Below are 17695 nucleotides of genomic sequence, written 5' to 3'. Positions count from 1 at the left end.
GCCGCACTCCCGGTGTTACCGGGGTAAAAAACTCGACGTGCTTTTCAGGTAATCGAAAAACCACCTGATGATGTAACTGAACTGGGGAATGAGTTGAGACTGTTGCCAGTCCGGACTTTTTGAAAAGCCGGTGAATGTATCAAGGAAGAAGAGAATGGCGGATACAATCAGCACGCCACGCAACGCCCCGAAACAGACCCCCAACACCCTGTCGGTTCCCGACAAGCCGGTTTTCTCAACCAGCGAGCCGATCACATAGTTCACGATGGCACCCACAATCAGGGTGGCAACGAATAACACCGCGATGGCGATGCCGTTGCGAACCAGTTCGTCGTCAAAACCTGTAAACCAGACTGCAAGGTAGGCGTAGTAATGACTGGCGACAAAAAACGCGCATCCCCAGGTAACAAGAGATAAGGCTTCCCGGACAAACCCGCGAATCAGGCTGACCAGAGCCGAAAAACCAACTACCGCAATAATGACGTAATCAATCCAGATCATGAACGCTTCCAGTACAGTGCATTTGCACCCCTGCATCCAGTTCGGGGCGCATTCTAACAGAAAAAGAAAACGTTTGCGTAGGGTTTTCCGGTTCTGTCCCGAGAAAAAGGGCGATGAAAAAAACTTTCCTCGCCCTTGTTGATGTCAGCCATTTAACCTGCTGATATTCCATAAATTTTCAGTAACGCTTCGCTAAAAAACACGCCAAAAGCCGCGCCTGTTTCTGCTATCGGCGCGGCTTATCAGTTGATCAGCGTGTGCTGTACGGCTTCACAACACCGCCGAGGCCGGAGATGCCTTTCAGCTCACCGAGTGCGCCCTGCAGTTTCGCTTTGGACGCATCCGGCCCGACGTAAATGCGGGTGATCTGCCCCTGCACCGGCGTCGACGGCACGGTAAAGGCGCGATAGCCGGAGAGCCGCAGCTGCGCCACGATCTCATTCACTTTGGCGGCGTTCTTCAGCGCGCCGAGCTGTACCACATACGCCTGCCCTGCTGGCGCGGCCGGTTCGCTCTGCTTCGGCGTTTCCGCCGCTTTGGGCTGCTCTGTGGCTTTGGGTTGTTCTGTCGCTTTTGGTTGTTCTGCCGGCTTCGGTTTCGGCTGCTCCACCGGTTTAGGCTTCGGCTGCTCGACCGGCTTCGGCTTCACCTGCTCTGCCGGCTTCTGCTGCTGATGCACCGGCGGCGGCGGCGTCACGACGCTGGGCTGGCTGTTTTGCGCTGGCTGCGTACTGCCGCTGGCGGCACTGTTTTGCGTTGCGCTGCTGGCGGGCGCCTGCTGCGCCGCGCTCGCACCTTCCGGCGGCTGCGACGGCAGCGGCTGCGTCACCGGCGGCACCATTTCGCTGTCCTGCTGATCGTCAGGCTTTGGCACCAGCGGAATCGCCGCGAACTCCTCTTTATAATGCTTTTTCTTACCGTCCAGCAGACCCGGTAACACGATGACGCCAATCGCCACCAGAATCACCGTACCCACTAAACGATTCTGAAACTTACTTGCCACTGCCGTTCTCCGCTGCCATCGATTGCATCACCTGCGCTACGGTGTGGAACGAGCCGCACACCAGAATCACATCGTCGGGCTGAGCCTGCTGCCGCGCCGCCTGCCACGCGGCTTCAACGCTCTGCCAGGCGCTGCCGCCCTGCAGATGCGCCATCAGCTCATCGGCGGACGCGCCGCGCGGGCCATCGAGCGGCGCGCAGTACCAGCGGTTAACCTGCGGTGCCAGCGCGGCCAGCGTCCCGGCGATATCCTTGTCGTGCAGCATGCCAACCACCGCATGCACCGTGCCGTGTACCGGCAGCTCAGCGAGACGTGAAGCCAGATAATAAGCCGCATGCGGATTGTGTGCCACATCAAGGATCACGCGCGGCGCGGTGCTGACCGTCTGGAAACGTCCCGGCAGAATCGCCAGCGGCAGATGCTGACGAATCAGCGCCTCGCTCACCGTCAGGCCGGAAGCGCGCAGCGCAGCAATGGCGGTGGCCGCGTTAGGGAGCGGCACCTGGGGCAGCGGCAGATCGCGCAGTTCACCCTGGGCATCCTGCAGCGTCCAGCTGTCGCCCTGGCGCTGCCACTGCCAGTCGCGGTTAATTTGTAACAGCTGCGCACCCTTCTCTGCGGCCACCTGGGCAATGGTGTCGGGCATATCAGCCTCGCCGACCACCGCCGGTTTACCGCCGCGGAATACGCCGGCCTTCTCGCGGCCAATGCTGGCGCGATCCGGCCCCAGCCAGTCGGTGTGGTCCAGCGCAATGCTGGTGATTACCGCCACGTCGGCGTCGACAATGTTCGTCGCATCCAGCCGGCCGCCCAGCCCCACTTCCAGAATCACGACGTCCAGCTGCGCTTCACGGAACAGATTAAGCGCGGACAGCGTGCCAAACTCAAAGTAGGTAAGCGAAATATCGCCGCGTCCGGCCTCGATGGCGGCAAAGCTGGCGCTGTGCCGGGCTTCATCCAGCTCAGCGCCCTGCACGCGCACGCGTTCGGTGTAGCGCACCAGATGCGGCGAGCTGTAGACGCCAACGCGATAGCCTGCGGCCATCAGCAGGGTTTCCAGCGTACGGCAGGTAGTGCCTTTGCCGTTGGTGCCGGCGACGGTGAAGACAAACGGAGCGGGTTTTAGCAGGTCGAGGCGTGCGGCGACGCGCTGAATACGGTCCAGGCCCAGATCGATGGCCTGAGAATGCAGATGCTCAAGATAATGAAGCCACGTGGCCAGAGGCGACGTGGCTTGCGGGAGGTGAAGAGTGTCCATGTGCCCTGTTAGCTCTTTACGATGTGGTGCATGAATAAAAAGGCGCATCACTCTGCGCCTTTCGGTTGCCTGTCAGGCTTCGTTGCTCTCCGGCTCAGCCGCAGTCGGGCGATCACCATCCTGCAGCGGTGCCGGCAGGTTCATCATTTTCGCCAGCAGGCTGGCCAGCTTAAAGCGCATTTCCGGACGACGGATGATCATGTCGATCGCGCCTTTTTCGATCAGGAACTCACTGCGCTGGAAGCCCGGCGGCAGCTTTTCACGTACCGTCTGTTCAATTACGCGTGGGCCGGCAAAGCCGATCAGCGCTTTTGGCTCTGCGACGTTTAAATCGCCCAGCATCGCGAAGCTGGCGGAGACGCCACCCATGGTCGGGTCAGTCAGTACCGAAATATACGGCAGACCGCGCTCCTGCATTTTTGCCAGCGCCGCACTGGTTTTCGCCATCTGCATCAGCGACTGCAGCGCTTCCTGCATACGCGCACCGCCAGAGGCGGAGAAGCAGATCAGCGGGCAGTTGTCTTCCAGCGCCTGCTCAACCGCACGCACGAAACGGGCGCCGACCACCGAGCCCATTGAGCCGCCCATAAAGGAGAACTCAAACGCGGCGGCCACCACCGGCATACCGTGCAGCTGGCCTTTCATTACCACCAGCGCATCTTTCTCGCCGGTCTCTTTCTGTGCCGCAACCAGACGATCTTTGTACTTCTTCGAGTCGCGGAACTTGAGCAGGTCTTTCGGTTCCAGCTCGCTACCCAGCTCTGTCATCGAACCTTCATCCATCAGGCTATGCAGACGCTCGCGCGCGTGCATACGCATGTGGTGGTCGCACTTCGGGCAGACTTCAAGGTTGCGCTCCAGCTCGGCGCGGTACAGCACCTGACCACAGCTATCGCATTTGGTCCACACCCCTTCCGGGATGCTGGCTTTGCGCGAAGGCGTGGTAGTGCTTTTATTCAGTATGCGTTCAATCCAGCTCATTGATGACCTTTCTGTTTAATGCTGACCTGGTCCAGTCTTGTCGTTACTGCTGAAATCACCTTCAGCAGGCCGTAAATGTCGCTCATTAAACCACAACCCGTTCACGCTGTGGATAAAAATCTGGTAACAGGCTTACTGCGACTTGTGCTGACGCGCCTGGCGGCGGTGACGCCACACTTCAATCACGCCTGGCAGTACCGAGACAATGATGATGCCGACAATCAGCAACTTAAGGTTTTCCTGCACCACCGGCAGGTCACCAAACAGGTAACCGGCATAGGAGAATAGCAGGACCCACAGCAGCGCGCCTGTCACGTTAAAGAGCGCGAAGTGGCGATAAGACATGTGTCCCATTCCCGCCACAAAGGGGGCAAAGGTTCGCACGATTGGCACAAAGCGCGCAAGTATAATGGTTTTGCCGCCGTGGCGATCGTAAAACGCGTGGGTTTTGTCGAGGTAGCTGCGGCGGAAAATTTTCGAGTTCGGGTTACTGAACAGCTTCTCGCCAAACAGCCGGCCAATGGTGTAGTTAACCGCGTCGCCGAGGATCGCGGCAATCACCAGCAGCGTCACCATCAGGTGCACGTTGAGGTCGTTGCCCGGCAGCGCCGCCAGCGCACCGGCGACGAACAGCAGCGAATCACCCGGCAGGAACGGCGTAACCACCAGCCCGGTTTCACAGAACAGAATCAGGAACAAAATGGCGTAAATCCAGATGCCGTACTGCGCCACCAGCTCGGCCAGATGCACGTCAATGTGCAGAATGAAATCGACGATAAAGTGGATAAACTCCATAACAGCTAACTCCCTGACACTTTCCGATTAAAATGAATCCGCGAGGAACAACGGTCCCAGCGCAGGCTGAGGTAACGCAAACTGAGCAGGGTAATCCACCGCCACCAGATACAGCCCTTCGGCTTTCGCCGTTGCCGCCGCCAGCGTACGATCTTTTGCCGCCAGCAGCGTGGCTATCCACGTTTCCGGCTGATTGCCGCAGCCAATCTCCAGCAGACTGCCGACGATATTGCGCACCATGTGATGCACAAAGGCGTTGGCTTTGATATCGACAATCACGTACGGCCCCAGGCGCGTGACGTTGAGATGCATCACGTTGCGCCACGGCGTGCGCGACTGGCACTGCACCGCACGGAACGAGGTAAAATCGTTCTCACCCAGTAAAGCCTGGGCGGCGCGGTGCATCTTTTCCGCATCCAGCGGATGGTAAAAATGGGTAATGCCGTTACCGAGAATTGCCGGGCGCAGCCGCTGGTTGTAGATCACGTAGCGATAACGGCGCGCGGTGGCGCTGAAGCGCGCGTGAAAGCTTTCCGGCACCGCTTTCACCCAGCGCACCGCAATATCGTCCGGCAGGTTGGCGTTCACGCCCAGCGTCCAGGCGCTGTCGGCACGCGAGGAGGTGGTCTCAAAATGCACCACCTGGCCGGTGCCGTGCACGCCCGCGTCGGTGCGTCCGGCGCAAAACACGTTCACCGGGTGATTGGCCACTTTCGCCAGTGCTTTTTCCAGCTTTTCCTGCACGCTGCGTACTTCATTCTGGCGCTGCCAGCCGTAGTAACGGCTGCCGTCATACTCAATGCCGAGCGCCAGCTTAAACGGGGTCGCGTCTTCCAGCATTAATACAGATACTCCTGCACCAGCTTCTCTGCGGTTTTCACCGCCATCAGCGCGCCGCCGAAGCGGATGTTGTCGGCCACCGACCAGAACTGCAGCAGCTCCGGGATGCCGTAGTCGTTGCGCACGCTGCCAATGCTCAGGGCTTCACTGCCGGAGGCGTCGCTGACCGGCGTCGGGTAATCACCGTCGTCGCTCAGGCTGATATCGTCGGCGCGCGCCAGTTCGTCACGCGCTTCCTCCGCCGACAGCGGCCGCAGGTTTTCGATATAGACGATCTGCGCGTTGCCATAGAACACCGGCGCCTGCACGCTGCTCACCGCAATCGGTAATCCTTCGTCCTGCAGCACTTTACGTACCTGATCGACCAGCCGGCGCTCGCTCGCCACGCTGCCGGCACCGTCCGCCTGCTGCGGCAGCAGGTTAAACGCCAGCTGGCGGCCAAAATAGTGCTCATCGGCCGGTACGCCGTTCAGCAGCCGCGCGCTCTCACCGGCCAGGCCGTCTACTGCCGCTTTGCCGTGGCTGGAGACCGAGACCAGGTTGGTTACCTGCAGACGGCCTAAACCGGCGGTATCCACCAGCGGTTTGATGGCGCTTAACAGCTGGCTCACCAGCGCATCGGCCACGGTAATGATGTTGCGATTACGGTAATCCGCCAGCACCTGTGGATTGACATCCGGCACCACCAGTGGCACGTCCGGCTCCAGCGCGAACAGGTCGCTGCTGTCGATTACCAGGCAACCCTGGCTGGCGGCTTCTTCGGCATAACGCGCCGACGCCTCGCGACCGGCGGTAAAGAACGCCAGCTGCGCCTGCGACCAGTCAAATTCCGCCGCGTCCTGCACGCGCAGCGAGCGGCCATCAAAACGCACGCTCTCACCGGCGCTGTTTTCACTCGCCAGCAGATATAACTCACCAACCGGGAACTGGCGTTCCGCCAGCAGTTCCAGTACAGCGTTCCCTACTGCGCCTGTCGCGCCCAGTAGCGCAATATTCCAGCCGTCAGACATGTTGGTTTACTCCAGACAATGACATAAAAAAGAGAGGCGATGACATGCATCGCCCATTAATTCAGAAAAATCAGAGATTAGTGATTCGCCCGCAGCGTGGCGCTGAAGCCAAGCTGATTGAGCAGCGCCGCGCTCTCCGCCTCATCACAGATCACCTGCAGCGAAGACCACTCACGGCGCTCGACATACTGCTTGCGCAGGCGATCAAATTCGCCCGGCTGCGCGGCCACTTTGCGCAGCGGCGCATCGTCGCGGCGCACATCATACACCAGATGTACCAGGCGTTTCAGCGTCGGCTGATCGAGCTTGCCGTGCAGCGTAAGGGTGCCAAACTCGGGGCGCGGCAGCAGCGTGTCCAGCGCCACCTGCTGCGGCTGACCAATAAATTCGCTCCACGCCTCAAACACCTGAGTGGTGCCGCGCGCTTTCCCTTCAAGGGTATAACCGGCGATATGCGCGGTGGCGATATCGACCTTGTCCAGCAGATCGAGGTTGAGATCCGGCTCCGGTTCCCACACGTCCAGCACCACGCTGAGATCGTTACGCAGCCGGAGCACCTCCAGCAGCGCGGCGTTATCCACCACCGGACCCCGGCAGGCATTGATCAGAATGGTGTTGGGGCGTAGCGCCATCAGCAGCGCGGCATCGGCCAGATGCCAGCTTTTATAGCGCCCATCTTTAAACAGCGGCGTGTGAAAGGTCAGGATATCGGCCTGTGCCACCAGCGCGTCGAGCGGGTGGAAATCTTCGTGATCGCCGCGATCGGCGCGCGGCGGATCGCACAGCAGGGTTTTTACTCCCCACGCGGCGAGGCGTTTAGCCAGCCGTCCGCCCACGTTACCGACGCCGACGATGCCCACGGTGCGATCGCGCAGATCAAAGCCGTCGCGTTCGGCCAGCAGCAGCAGCGCGGAGAACACATATTCCACCACCGCAATCGCGTTACAGCCCGGCGCGGCCGAGAAGCCGATCCCGGCCGCCGCCAGCGAGGCATCATCGACATGATCGGTGCCGGCAGTGGCGGTGCCGACAAACTTCACCGGCGTGCCGGCCAGCAGCGCGGCATCCACTTTGGTGACGGAGCGCACCATCAGCGCGCTGGCATCCTGCAGTTCGGCTATCGGCAGCGGGCGACCCGGCACCGCCACCACCTCTCCGGTGCGGCTGAACAGTTCACGGGCGTAGGGCATATTTTCATCGACGAGAATTTTCACGGCGGCGGTCCTGTCTGCTTGAAATAAACGGGGCATATCATGGCACAAAGCCGGGGATTAACCTAACCGACTGCGATAGCGATCCGGCGTGGTGCCCGCCTGCTGTTGAAACATCACGATCAGCGCAGAGGCGGAGCTGTAACCCAGCTCGTGGGCGATGCCCTGCACGCTGCAGCCCTGCTCCAGCAGCGCAATCGCGCGCAAAAAGCGTAAACGCTGGCGCCACTCGCTGAATGACATCTGCAGCTGCTGCTGACAGCGCCGCGCCAGCGTACGCTCGGTGGTAAACACGCGCTTCGCCCATTGTGCCAGCGTGGTGTTATCACCCGGGTTCTCTTCCAGCGCGCGCAAAATCGGTGCGAGGAATTTATCGTCGGACATCGGCAGATAGCTGGTGTTCACCGGTGCAAGACGCAGCCGATCAATCAGCACTTCGCACAGCCGCCAGTCGGCGTCGCTCTGCGGCTGCTCCAGCGCGCGGCGGGCAAAATCATTCATGATGGCGTGCACGATGGCGTCCACGCTCAGCAGGCAGGCTTTCTCCGGCATGCCGGCGCATAAATCAGCGGCAAGGTTGAAGGTGCGAAACTGCGCCTGACAATGGTTGTAGCTGCTGTGGCGCTGGCCCGGCGGGATCCAGATCGGCATCTCGGCTGGCGTCAGCAGCCGCTCGCCCTCCACTTCCATCTCCAGCACGTGGCTGGTGACGAAAATCGCCTGGCCCCAGTCGTGCTGGTGCGGCAGGTATTCGGTTTTGGCGTTGGTTTGCTCATAGCGCATGAAAAAACGCAGCAGCGGCGCGTCGCGCGGTGGCTGATACTCAACCTGAAGATTCATTCTGTCCGGTCACTAACGAATTTTGTCCGATTTAAACTATCTGCTTTAAACCGGTCAAACGTAAGCTAGTCGCGATTCACATTCGGAGCCGTACTATGAACTTATTGTTACCGCTGGTGGCGGTGCTGATCTGGTCGATCAACACCATCGTCAGCAAGCTGTCTGCCGGCAGCATCGATCCTGCTGCCATCTCTTTTTACCGCTGGTTGCTGGCGCTGCTGGTGCTTACGCCCTTCTGCCTGCCGGGCGTATGGCGCCATCGTCACACCATCAAAACCCAGCTGTGGCGCTTACTGGTGCTGGGCCTGCTCGGCATGGTGCTGTACCAGAGCCTCGCCTATTATGCGGCACACAGCGTTTCGGCGGTGATGATGGGGATTCTTGGCGCCACCATTCCGCTGCTGACCATCCTGCTCAGCCTGGTGGTACTGCGCCTTGCGCCGACGCGCGGCATCCTGATTGGCGGCCTGCTGTCGTTTGCCGGGCTGGTGTGGCTGGTGAGCGCCGGCAACCCGGCACAGCTGCTGAGCCAGCGCCTCGGCAACGGCGAGCTGATGATGCTGGCGGCCTCAACTTCCTACGCGCTGTACGGCGTACTGACGAAGCGCTGGGCAATCCCGCTGCCAACGTGGCAAAGCCTGTACGTGCAAATCTTCTTCGGCGTGCTGTTGCTGCTGCCCGGCTTCTGGCACGCGCCGGAGGTGGCGCTGAATGCCGACAATATTCCGCTGGTGCTGTTCGCCGGGCTGTTTGCTTCGATTGTGGCGCCGTTCCTGTGGATCCTTGGCGTGCAGCGCCTCGGCGCCAGCACCACCAGTATTTTCATGAACGTGGTGCCGGTGTTTACCGCCCTCATTGCCGTGCTGTTCCTGCACGAACAGTTGCATGCTTATCACTGGATTGGCGGCGGTCTGACGCTGGTCGGGGTGATCCTGGCGCAGCGGCTGAAAACCCCGCTGCGTAAAGCACGCGTGATGGCTCCGCCGATCAGCGAAAGCTAACCGTCACCCGCAGGCCGCCCAGCTGCGGGCTGCGGTCCAGCTGCAGCTGCGCGCCGTGCCAGGCGCAGATATCCTGCACCAGCGCCAGTCCAATGCCCGCCCCGGGCTGGCTGGCGTGATCGAGCCGGCCAAACGGCTGCAGCGCCTGCCGCTGCTGATCCGCCGCGATGCCCGGCCCGCTGTCTTCAATCTCCAGCACCTTTTGCCGCAGCCGCGCGGTCACCGTGCCGCCGTGTGGCGTGTATTTGATAGCGTTGTCCAGCAGATTGGCGCACAGCTCGGCCAGCAACAGCGCATCGCCCTGCACCTGGCTCGCCGCCTGCTCTTCAAACCCCAGGTCGATCTGTTTACGCCGCGCCGCCGCATAACCGCTAAAACAGGCCTGCTGCACGATGTCGCTGAGATTGACCTCACTGAAAGGCTTGTCTTCGCCGTGACGCGCCTTGATTTGCGCCAGCTGCAGCAGGCGATCGGTGAGCTGAACGGTGTCGTCCAGCGTGTGGCGCATGCCCTGCAGGCTTTCGCGCCACTGCTGCGGGTCGTCGCTACTGAGCGCGACGCCAACCTGGGTTTTCAGGATGGTGAGCGGCGTGCGCAGCTGGTGCGATACATCGGCGCTAAAGCGTTCCTGCCGCGCCAGCAGCCCGCGCAGCCGCTCCAGATGGCGGTTGAAGGCGACGATCAGCGGCTGCAGTTCGGACCACGGCAGCAGCGACGGCAGCGGCGTCAGTTCGCCCGGCGCGCGGCGCAGCATCATGCGCGACAGCCGGCGCAGCGGGCGCAGCACTTTCCGCAGCAGCAGCCCGGCCAGCAGCAGCGTAATCAGCACCAGAAAACTCTGGCTGATCAGCGCGGTGCGCAGCAGACTGTCGGCAAAGGCGTGACGTGAGTTAAGCGTTTCCGCCACCAGCACCAGCGCCATGCCCTGTACGCCTTCCTCGTTCACCGGCTGCCACAGCGCGGCCACGCGAATCGGCTGCTTGCGGTAGTGCGCATCGTAGAAATGCACCAGCGCCGGATAGACATCGGACAGCGGCGCGTTGCCCGGCACCAGCGGTAAATCCGGGTAGCCAGACAGCGTGCGACCTTCGGGCGAAATCACCTGATAGAACAGCTGATCGTTCATGTTGCGCTCAAAGCTGTCCAGCACCACCCAGGGCACATCCACCTCCAGCCGCTGATGACGCACCACCAGCCGCTCGGCCACGGTGCGCGCCGAGGCCAGCAGCGAGCGATCGTAAGCCTGATTCGCCGCCTGCAGCGCGCTCTGATAATGGGTGTAGACCGACAATCCCCACAGCAGCAGCAGCGGCGCGCCCAGCCACGCCAGCAGTTCACCGCGCAGCGAGTGGATCAGTCGCACGGCTGAACCTCGAGGCTGTAGCCGAGGCCGCGCAGTGTGACGATTGCCACGTCGCTGCCCGCCAGCTTTTTGCGTACCCGATGCACATACAGCTCAATGCTCTCCGGGCTGGCCTCATCCGCCAGCGTAAAGGTCTGCTCGTACAGATGCTGGCGTGACACCGGCCTTCCCGGGCGCTGCATCAGCGTCGACAGCACGCTGGCCTCGCGCGGCGTCAGCGGCAGCGGTTTGTGATTCAGCAGGAAATAGCCTTCCGCATCGCGCTCCAGCTGGCCGAGGCTTTGCGTCTGCGTGGCCTGCCCCTGACTGCGGCGCAGCAGCGCGCGCAGACGCGCGTCCAGCTCGTCCAGCTCAAACGGCTTGGTGAGGTAATCATCGGCGCCCGCATTCAGCCCCTGCACGCGCTGTTGCAGCGCGCTCTGTGCGGTGAGCAGCAGCACCGGCACGCGTTGCCCGCGCTTGCGCAGGCGCGCCAGCACCGCCAGGCCATCGAGCCGCGGCAGCGACACATCCAGCACCACCAGCGCATAGTCTTCGCTTTGCAGCACATGATCCGCCGCCACGCCGTCGGCCACCCAGTCCACGGCGAAGCCTTTTTGCGTCAGCGCTTTCTGCAGCCAGTTGGCCAGCTCGACGGTATCTTCCACCAGTAAGAGACGCATATCACATCCTGTTAGTTTTGCCGATGGCTGAAAGGTAAATGAAAGGTTGCTGTTTTAACAATTCAGCAACCCCGAATGTTCGGTGGCAATCACACTCTGGAAGAAACAATGGAGCGACAGATGAAAAAAACAATGCGCACCGCCTTCGCCACGACCCTGCTGGCTTTTTCTCTTTCTGCAGCACAGGCTGCGGCACCCGAGCGGACCGAATGTATCGCCCCGGCCAAACCCGGCGGCGGTTTTGATCTGACCTGTAAACTGATCCAGGTTTCGCTGCAGGAAACCGGGCAGATCACCACGCCGATGCGCGTGACCTACATGCCGGGCGGCGTCGGTGCCGTGGCATATAACGCCATCATTGCGCAGCGCCCCGCCGAAGCAGGCACGCTGGTGGCCTTCTCCGGCGGGTCGCTGCTGAACCTGTCACAGGGCAAGTTTGGTCGTTACTCAGTGGATGACGTGAAGTGGCTGGCGGCCATTGGCACGGACTACGGCATGGTCGCCGTGCGCGCTGACGCGCCGTGGAAAACGCTGGGCGAACTGCTGGAGGCGATGAAACAGGATCCGACTAAAGTGGTGGTCGGCGCTGGTGCCTCCATCGGCAGCCAGGACTGGATGAAAACCGCGCTGCTGGCACGGGAAGCCGGTATCGATCCGCGCAAAATGCGCTATGTGGCGTTTGAAGGCGGCGGCGAGCCGGTTACCGCGCTGCTCGGCAACCACATCCAGGTGGTATCAGGCGACATGAGTGAAATGGTGCCGCACCTGCAGGGCGGCAAGATGCGCGTACTGGCGGTAATGAGCGACAAACGCCTGCCGGGCGAACTGGCTGACATCCCGACCGCCAAAGAGCAAGGCTTTAACGTTGAGTGGCCGATTATTCGCGGCTATTACCTCGGCCCCAAAGTCAGCGATGCCGATTATCAGTGGTGGGAACAGACGTTTAAAAAACTGGTCACCACCAAAGAGTTTCAGCAGCAGCGCGATCTGCGCGGCCTGTTTGAGTTCAACCTGTTCGGAAGCGAGCTGGACGCCTACGTGAAAAAACAGGTGGCTGATTATCGCGAACAGGCGAAATCCTTCGGCCTGGCGAAATAACGGAGGCGCACATGAGCGATCGTATTTTTGCTGCCGTCTGGCTGGTGCTGTGCCTGGCCGGACTGTTTATCGGCTGGCAGATTCAGAGCGAGTACAGCTACGAACCGGTTGGCCCGCGCCCTTTCCCGCTGCTGCTGCTCGGGCTGATGGCGATCTGCGCAGTGATGATGCTGCTGCGCAAGCCGGACAGCGTGCAGTGGCCGGTGGCCTCAACGCTGAAAAAGCTGCTGGCGCTGTGCGTGATGCTAATCGTCTACGGCTGGCTGTTTGAGCGTCTTGGTTTTGCCCTGTGTACCACGCTGCTGACCTTTGGCATCGGCATGCTGTTTGGTGCGCGCTGGTGGGCGGCGGCGCTCTCCGGCGCGGTAATGGGCATTTCACTGTTCTACGCCTTCGATCATCTGCTGGATGTCACCCTGCCCTTCGGCAGCTGGCTGAGCTAACGGGAGTCACTTATGGATACCTGGTCTTTTCTGATGCAGGGCTTTGCCGTCGCCATGACGCCGGAAAACCTGATGATTGCCCTGATAGGCTGCTTTATCGGCACCATCGTCGGCCTGTTGCCCGGGCTGGGGCCGATTAACGGCGTCGCGATTCTGATGCCGCTGGCGTTTGCGCTGCACTTACCGGCGGAATCTGCGCTGATCCTGCTGGCAACGGTGTATATCGGCTGCGAATATGGCGGGCGCATCTCGTCGATTCTGCTCAACGTGCCGGGGGATGCCGGGGCGATCATGACGGCGCTGGATGGCTATCCGATGGCGCAGCAGGGCAAAGCCGGCGTGGCGCTGTCGATTTCGGCGGTCAGCTCGTTTATCGGCTCGACCATTGCCATCATCGGCATCATTCTGTTTGCGCCAATCCTCGCCAACTGGTCGCTGGCGTTTGGTCCGGCAGAGTATTTCGCGCTGATGGTGTTCGCCATTGCCTGTCTCGGCAGCATGATGAGCCACAACCCGCTGAAGTCGTTTCTTGCTGCACTGATCGGCCTCGGCATGGCGACGGTGGGCGTCGATGCGAATACCGGCGTCTATCGCTTTACCTTTGACAGCGTGCATCTCTCAGACGGCATCCAGTTTGTGGTGGTGGTCATCGGCCTGTTCTCGGTGAGCGAAATTCTGCTGATGCTGGAGTCCACCAGCAGCGGCCAGAAGATGGTGCGCGCCAGCGGCCGCATGCTGTTCAATATGAAAGAGGCGGCACAGGCCACCGGCGCGACGCTGCGCGCCTCGTTCATTGGCTTCTTTGTCGGCGTGCTGCCAGGTGCCGGTGCCACCATCGCCAGCGCCATTGCCTATATGAGTGAGAAGAAAATCAGCGGCAGCGATCAGTTTGGCAAGGGTGACATTCGCGGCGTGGCAGCGCCGGAGGCCGCGAACAACGCCTCAGCCTGCGGATCGTTTATCCCGATGCTAACGCTGGGCATTCCCGGCTCCGGCACCACGGCGGTGATGGTCGGCGCGCTGACGCTGTATAACATCACGCCCGGTCCGGCGATGTTTACCGAGCAGCCGGACATCGTCTGGGGGCTGATCGCCGCACTGCTGATCGGTAACGTGATGCTGCTGATCATGAACATCCCGATGATCAACATCTTTGCGCGCATGCTGACCATTCCGCTGTGGTTCCTGGTACCGGCAATTGCCGCGATTTCGGCGGTGGGCGTGTATGCGGTGCACAGCACTACGTTTGACCTGCTGCTGATGGTCGGGCTGGGTATTTTCGGCTATATCCTGCGTAAGATGGATTTCCCGATGTCGCCGCTGATTCTCGGCTTTGTGCTGGGCGAAATGCTGGAGCAGAACCTGCGCCGCGCGCTGTCAATCAGCAACGGCAACCTGCCAATTCTGTGGGAAAGCCTGATCTGTAAAGTGCTGCTGGTGCTGGCTGTCGCCGTGCTGGTGGTGCCGCCGCTGTGGAAGCGCTGGCGTCGCAAGCGCATGAAGCTGGCCGCCGCGGAATAAATCCGTGTCTTATTGTTTTTCTCCCTGCCGCCCCCGTGGATTTCCCGGGGGCTTTTGCTATCATGTGCCATCGTTTTTCCGGCGCACCCGGATCTGACTCGTTTTCAAGGATTCCGCCATGCAACCTCTCAGCGGTCCCGGTGTGCCCGCGGGCGATCGTTCCTCTGTTAACCCGGCTAACGGCACCGGCCGCCCCGGCGCGGCACTGGGCGACCAGCCGCTCTCCCCGGCCCAGCGCACCACGCTGGAACGCCTGATCGTCCGGATCATGTCACTCAGCACCCTGAAAGCGCCCGAACTGTGGGCTGGCATACGCCACGAAGTAGGCGTGAAAAATGACGCCGAACTGCAGTCGCGCCATTTTCCGGCGGCGGAGCAGCATCTCAACAGCCGTCTGACGCAGGTGCAGAACAGCCACGCCACGCGTCAGCTGTTGCAGCAGCTGCTGGAAAAGCTGCCGCAGGGCAACAATCGCCAGGCGGTGAGCGACTTTATCCGTCAGCAGTTCAACCAGACGGTGTTGAGTGCGCTGAGCCAGGATCAGCTGCGTCAGGTGCTGACCATGTTGCAGAACGGTCAGATGGCCATCCCGCAGCCGCAGCAGACGCGCACCACCGATCGCACCCTGTTACCAGCCGAGCAGCAGGCGCTTAACCAGCAGGTCACGCGCCTTGCCGCCGCGACCGGAGAATCGCCGGTAAAAGTGCTGGCCGACACGCTGAAACTGGTCAATCTGAAGAGCGGCGACCCGGTTCCGTCGCGCCACTTCCCGCTGCTGACGCAATTTTTGCAGGTGCGCCAGACGCTGAGCCAGCACAGCGCACCGACGCTGCAGCTGCTGGAAAGCTCGCTCAAACAGCCGCTGAGCCACGACGAGCAACGTATGCTGGAGGATTACAGCCTGCAGCGCTTCCAGGCCACGCCGCAGACGTTGCTGACTCCGGCGCAGAGTCAGGATCTGCTGATGCTGCTGTTCAGCCGCCGCGCCGAGCGCAACAGCGAAACGCCGCTGGCCGACAGCGAGCTGCGTCCGCAGCCAATCTGGGCACCGTTTGTCGAAATTCTGCCGCGTCCACTGGCGCAGCGCCCGGCGCTAACGCTGGTGCTCGGCCTGGCGCTGTTCTTCTTTTTGCTCTGGCTGCTGCTGTAGTTAAGCCATCGCTCTCAGCAGCCGCACTCCGCCGCGGGTGCCGCGGCGGGCCACTCGCCTGCCGCCGCGCCCCACGCCATCGGGTGGCCGTCGCGCTTCCAGAAATCCAGCCCGCCAATCAGCTCTTTAACCTGAAACCCCAGCTCAGCCAGCTTTAGCGCCGCTTTGGTCGAACCGTTGCAGCCGATGCCGTCGCAGTAAGTCACATAGACGCGGTGACGATCGAGCTGCGCGGTGCTGGCCGCATCCATCTCGCGATGCGGCAACGACAGCGCGCCGCAGATATGTCCGGCCTGATACGCGTCGCGGCTGCGGGCATCAATCACCACAATCTGCGTGACGCCCTGCGCCAAATCCGCCGCCAGATCCCAGGCATCGGTGTAATAGCTGAGTTTGTGCTGCAAATAAGCCACGCTGTGCTGCGGGCTGGCGGGCGGATAAAACAAAACGGCTGACATGGCATTCTCCTGTTGTGATGTCCCTGCAGTGTACGGCAAAGTGGTCTGCATCCTGATACCACTTTGACCGGAATGATAAGACCATTATGCACCACGCCTTTTTGCCGCTGTTTCGCCATCAGACGCAGGGCGGTTTACGTCAGCGGCTGTGCGCCACGCTGCGCCAGGCCATTGTCAGCGGCCATTTGCGCTTCGGGCAGAAGCTGCCTTCGAGCCGCCAGCTGGCTGCCGATCTGGCGCTGTCACGCGTGACGGTTGAAGCCGCTTACAGCCAGCTGGAGAGCGAAGGCTACGTGCAGCGGCACAGCGGACGCGGCACCTTCGTCGCTATCGCCCTGCCGCCACCGGCGGAAAAGGCGACAGCGCAGCGCGCACCGCGCTTTTCGCAGCGCGGCACGCAGGTGCTGGCGACCGGTGGCTGCCAGGATCCCCCTTTTCCCCTTGCCTTTGCCGCCGGATCACCGGAACTGCGCGCGTTTCCGCACCGCCAGTGGCAGCGGCTGAGCCAAAGCGTACAGCGCGCGCTGGGCAGTCAGGTGATGGGCTATGGCGATCCGCTCGGTTATGCGCCGCTGCGCCAGGCGGTGGCGGATTATCTGGCGCTGTCGCGCGGCGTGCGCTGTACGGCTGAGCAGGTCATCATGCTCACCAGTTCACAGCAGGCGCTGCAGCTGCTGGCGCTGATGTTTCTGGATGCAGAGGATGAAGTGTGGCTGGAGGAGCCGGGCTACCGTGGCGCACGGAACGCCTTTCTCGCCGCCGGTGCCCGCTGCCGTGCCATGCCGCTGGACGATCAGGGCGCGCTGCCACTCAGCGGCCGGGCGCAACTGGTGTATCTGACGCCCGGCCACCAGTATCCGACCGGCACACCGATGAGCCTCGCGCGGCGGCTGCAGTGGCTGGCGTGGGCTCGTCAGCACGATAGCTGGCTGATCGAGGATGACTACGACAGTGAATTTCACTATGACGGTCGCCCGGCGCCGGCGCTGCAGGGCATGGAAGCCGATAGCCGGGTTATCAGCCTGGGGACCTTTTCCAAAACCCTGTTTCCATCGCTGCGACTGGCGTGGATGATGGTGCCCGCGGCGCTGGTGACGGCGCTGGGTCGCGCACGCAGCGTACTGGACGGCCATAGCGCCCTGCTGCCGCAGGCGATCACCGCCGAATTTATCCAGCAAGGCTATTTCGCCAGCCACCTGCGGCTGATGCGTCAGCTCTATCATAGCCGGCGCGATCGGCTGCTGGCGCAGCTGGAACAGCATCTGCAGCCGTGGCTGCGGCCGCTGCCGGCAACAGGCGGGTTGCAATTGACGGTTGAGTTATTACAGGGAGATGAGGCGCGGCTCACGCAACAGGCGCAGGCCGACGGTCTGCTGCTGCCGCCGCTGTCACCCCTTTACGCCGGCGCATCGCCACAGCAGGGCTGGATACTCGGCTTTGCGGCGTTGACACCCGGCGAAATTGACCGCGCCTGCGCGAAGCTGGTAAGGCTGCTGGCAACCTGAATCCGTCAGCGACAAAAACAACAAAGGCCGGATTAACCGGCCTTTGAGCATTAGC

At 61.6% G+C, this 17695-nt stretch carries 18 protein-coding genes; 6 read left to right on the top strand and 12 right to left on the bottom strand.

Translation table 11 applies throughout. The annotated features are described in order from the left end of the window. Positions 1-15: 15 nt before the first annotated feature. From cvpA to AC6I7J_RS06265, 9 genes are all read right to left on the bottom strand, one after another. Positions 16-501, bottom strand: a complete 486-nt coding sequence (gene cvpA, locus AC6I7J_RS06305; RefSeq protein ID WP_021509181.1) for a colicin V production protein — start codon at positions 499-501, stop codon at positions 16-18. A 250-nt stretch (positions 502-751) separates the two neighbouring features. Next, the gene (dedD, locus tag AC6I7J_RS06300) at positions 752-1504 is read right to left on the bottom strand and encodes a cell division protein DedD (RefSeq protein WP_211725643.1); all 753 of its coding nucleotides are present in this window, start codon (positions 1502-1504) and stop codon (positions 752-754) included. Further along, positions 1494-2762, bottom strand: coding sequence for a bifunctional tetrahydrofolate synthase/dihydrofolate synthase (gene folC / locus AC6I7J_RS06295; RefSeq protein ID WP_211725644.1), 1269 nt, complete (start codon positions 2760-2762; stop codon positions 1494-1496). Before folC ends, dedD begins: the two co-directional genes overlap by 11 nt. Before the next feature lie 72 nt (positions 2763-2834). Continuing rightward, positions 2835-3743, bottom strand: coding sequence for an acetyl-CoA carboxylase, carboxyltransferase subunit beta (gene accD, locus AC6I7J_RS06290; protein ID WP_021509178.1), 909 nt, complete (start codon positions 3741-3743; stop codon positions 2835-2837). Between the two features lie 132 nt (positions 3744-3875). Next, a complete protein-coding gene (locus AC6I7J_RS06285; protein WP_010617492.1) occupies positions 3876-4538 on the bottom strand; it encodes a DedA family protein in 663 nt (220 codons plus the stop codon). A gap of 27 nt (positions 4539-4565) precedes the next feature. Next, on the bottom strand, positions 4566-5378 hold the full coding sequence (truA, locus tag AC6I7J_RS06280) for a tRNA pseudouridine(38-40) synthase TruA (RefSeq protein ID WP_498007004.1): 813 nt from the start codon (positions 5376-5378) through the stop codon (positions 4566-4568). Further along, the gene (locus AC6I7J_RS06275) at positions 5378-6388 is read right to left on the bottom strand and encodes an aspartate-semialdehyde dehydrogenase (RefSeq protein ID WP_498007003.1); all 1011 of its coding nucleotides are present in this window, start codon (positions 6386-6388) and stop codon (positions 5378-5380) included. The genes truA and AC6I7J_RS06275 overlap by 1 nt, the downstream gene beginning before the upstream one ends. Before the next feature lie 77 nt (positions 6389-6465). After that, the gene (gene pdxB, locus AC6I7J_RS06270; RefSeq protein WP_498007002.1) at positions 6466-7602 is read right to left on the bottom strand and encodes a 4-phosphoerythronate dehydrogenase PdxB; all 1137 of its coding nucleotides are present in this window, start codon (positions 7600-7602) and stop codon (positions 6466-6468) included. Between the two features lie 57 nt (positions 7603-7659). Beyond that, entirely contained in the window at positions 7660-8439 is a 780-nt protein-coding gene (locus tag AC6I7J_RS06265) for an AraC family transcriptional regulator (RefSeq protein ID WP_021509174.1), read from the bottom strand. 95 nt (positions 8440-8534) lie between these two features. Between AC6I7J_RS06265 and AC6I7J_RS06260 the strand changes: the two genes are divergently transcribed. Beyond that, entirely contained in the window at positions 8535-9440 is a 906-nt protein-coding gene (locus tag AC6I7J_RS06260) for a DMT family transporter (RefSeq protein ID WP_059009116.1), read from the top strand. Here the strand turns inward: AC6I7J_RS06260 and AC6I7J_RS06255 are convergent. After that, the gene (locus AC6I7J_RS06255) at positions 9427-10803 is read right to left on the bottom strand and encodes a sensor histidine kinase (RefSeq protein ID WP_127834372.1); all 1377 of its coding nucleotides are present in this window, start codon (positions 10801-10803) and stop codon (positions 9427-9429) included. The genes AC6I7J_RS06260 and AC6I7J_RS06255 overlap by 14 nt on opposite strands. Beyond that, positions 10794-11465 carry a transcriptional regulator TctD gene (gene tctD / locus AC6I7J_RS06250; protein WP_059009111.1) on the bottom strand — a complete coding sequence of 224 codons (672 nt, stop codon included), beginning with the start codon at positions 11463-11465 and terminating at the stop codon, positions 10794-10796. Before tctD ends, AC6I7J_RS06255 begins: the two co-directional genes overlap by 10 nt. 120 nt (positions 11466-11585) lie before the next feature. Here tctD and AC6I7J_RS06245 point away from each other — a divergent pair, with 120 nt between their 5' ends. The 4 genes from AC6I7J_RS06245 to flk all read left to right on the top strand — a co-directional run bounded on the left by AC6I7J_RS06245 (position 11586) and on the right by flk (position 15677). Next, positions 11586-12563, top strand: a complete 978-nt coding sequence (locus tag AC6I7J_RS06245; protein WP_058769888.1) for a Bug family tripartite tricarboxylate transporter substrate binding protein — start codon at positions 11586-11588, stop codon at positions 12561-12563. Between the two features lie 11 nt (positions 12564-12574). Beyond that, positions 12575-13006: a tripartite tricarboxylate transporter TctB family protein gene (locus AC6I7J_RS06240; protein ID WP_021509169.1), complete on the top strand. Its 432-nt coding sequence runs from the start codon at positions 12575-12577 to the stop codon at positions 13004-13006. 12 nt (positions 13007-13018) lie between these two features. After that, positions 13019-14527: a tripartite tricarboxylate transporter permease gene (locus tag AC6I7J_RS06235; RefSeq protein ID WP_058775828.1), complete on the top strand. Its 1509-nt coding sequence runs from the start codon at positions 13019-13021 to the stop codon at positions 14525-14527. Between the two features lie 118 nt (positions 14528-14645). After that, a complete protein-coding gene (gene flk / locus AC6I7J_RS06230) occupies positions 14646-15677 on the top strand; it encodes a flagella biosynthesis regulator Flk (protein ID WP_021509167.1) in 1032 nt (343 codons plus the stop codon). A gap of 14 nt (positions 15678-15691) precedes the next feature. Here flk and AC6I7J_RS06225 read toward each other — a convergent pair whose 3' ends face one another. Further along, positions 15692-16135 carry a rhodanese-like domain-containing protein gene (locus AC6I7J_RS06225; RefSeq protein ID WP_215480529.1) on the bottom strand — a complete coding sequence of 148 codons (444 nt, stop codon included), beginning with the start codon at positions 16133-16135 and terminating at the stop codon, positions 15692-15694. An 86-nt stretch (positions 16136-16221) separates the two neighbouring features. Between AC6I7J_RS06225 and pdxR the strand changes: the two genes are divergently transcribed. Continuing rightward, positions 16222-17640, top strand: a complete 1419-nt coding sequence (gene pdxR, locus AC6I7J_RS06220) for a MocR-like pyridoxine biosynthesis transcription factor PdxR (protein WP_498007001.1) — start codon at positions 16222-16224, stop codon at positions 17638-17640. The last annotated feature ends 55 nt before the right edge of the window (positions 17641-17695 follow it).

The sequence above is a fragment of the Type-C symbiont of Plautia stali genome (assembly GCF_059730935.1).
The sequence above is the reverse complement of the archived record's forward strand: the minus strand, read 5'-3'. Positions and strand labels throughout refer to the sequence as shown.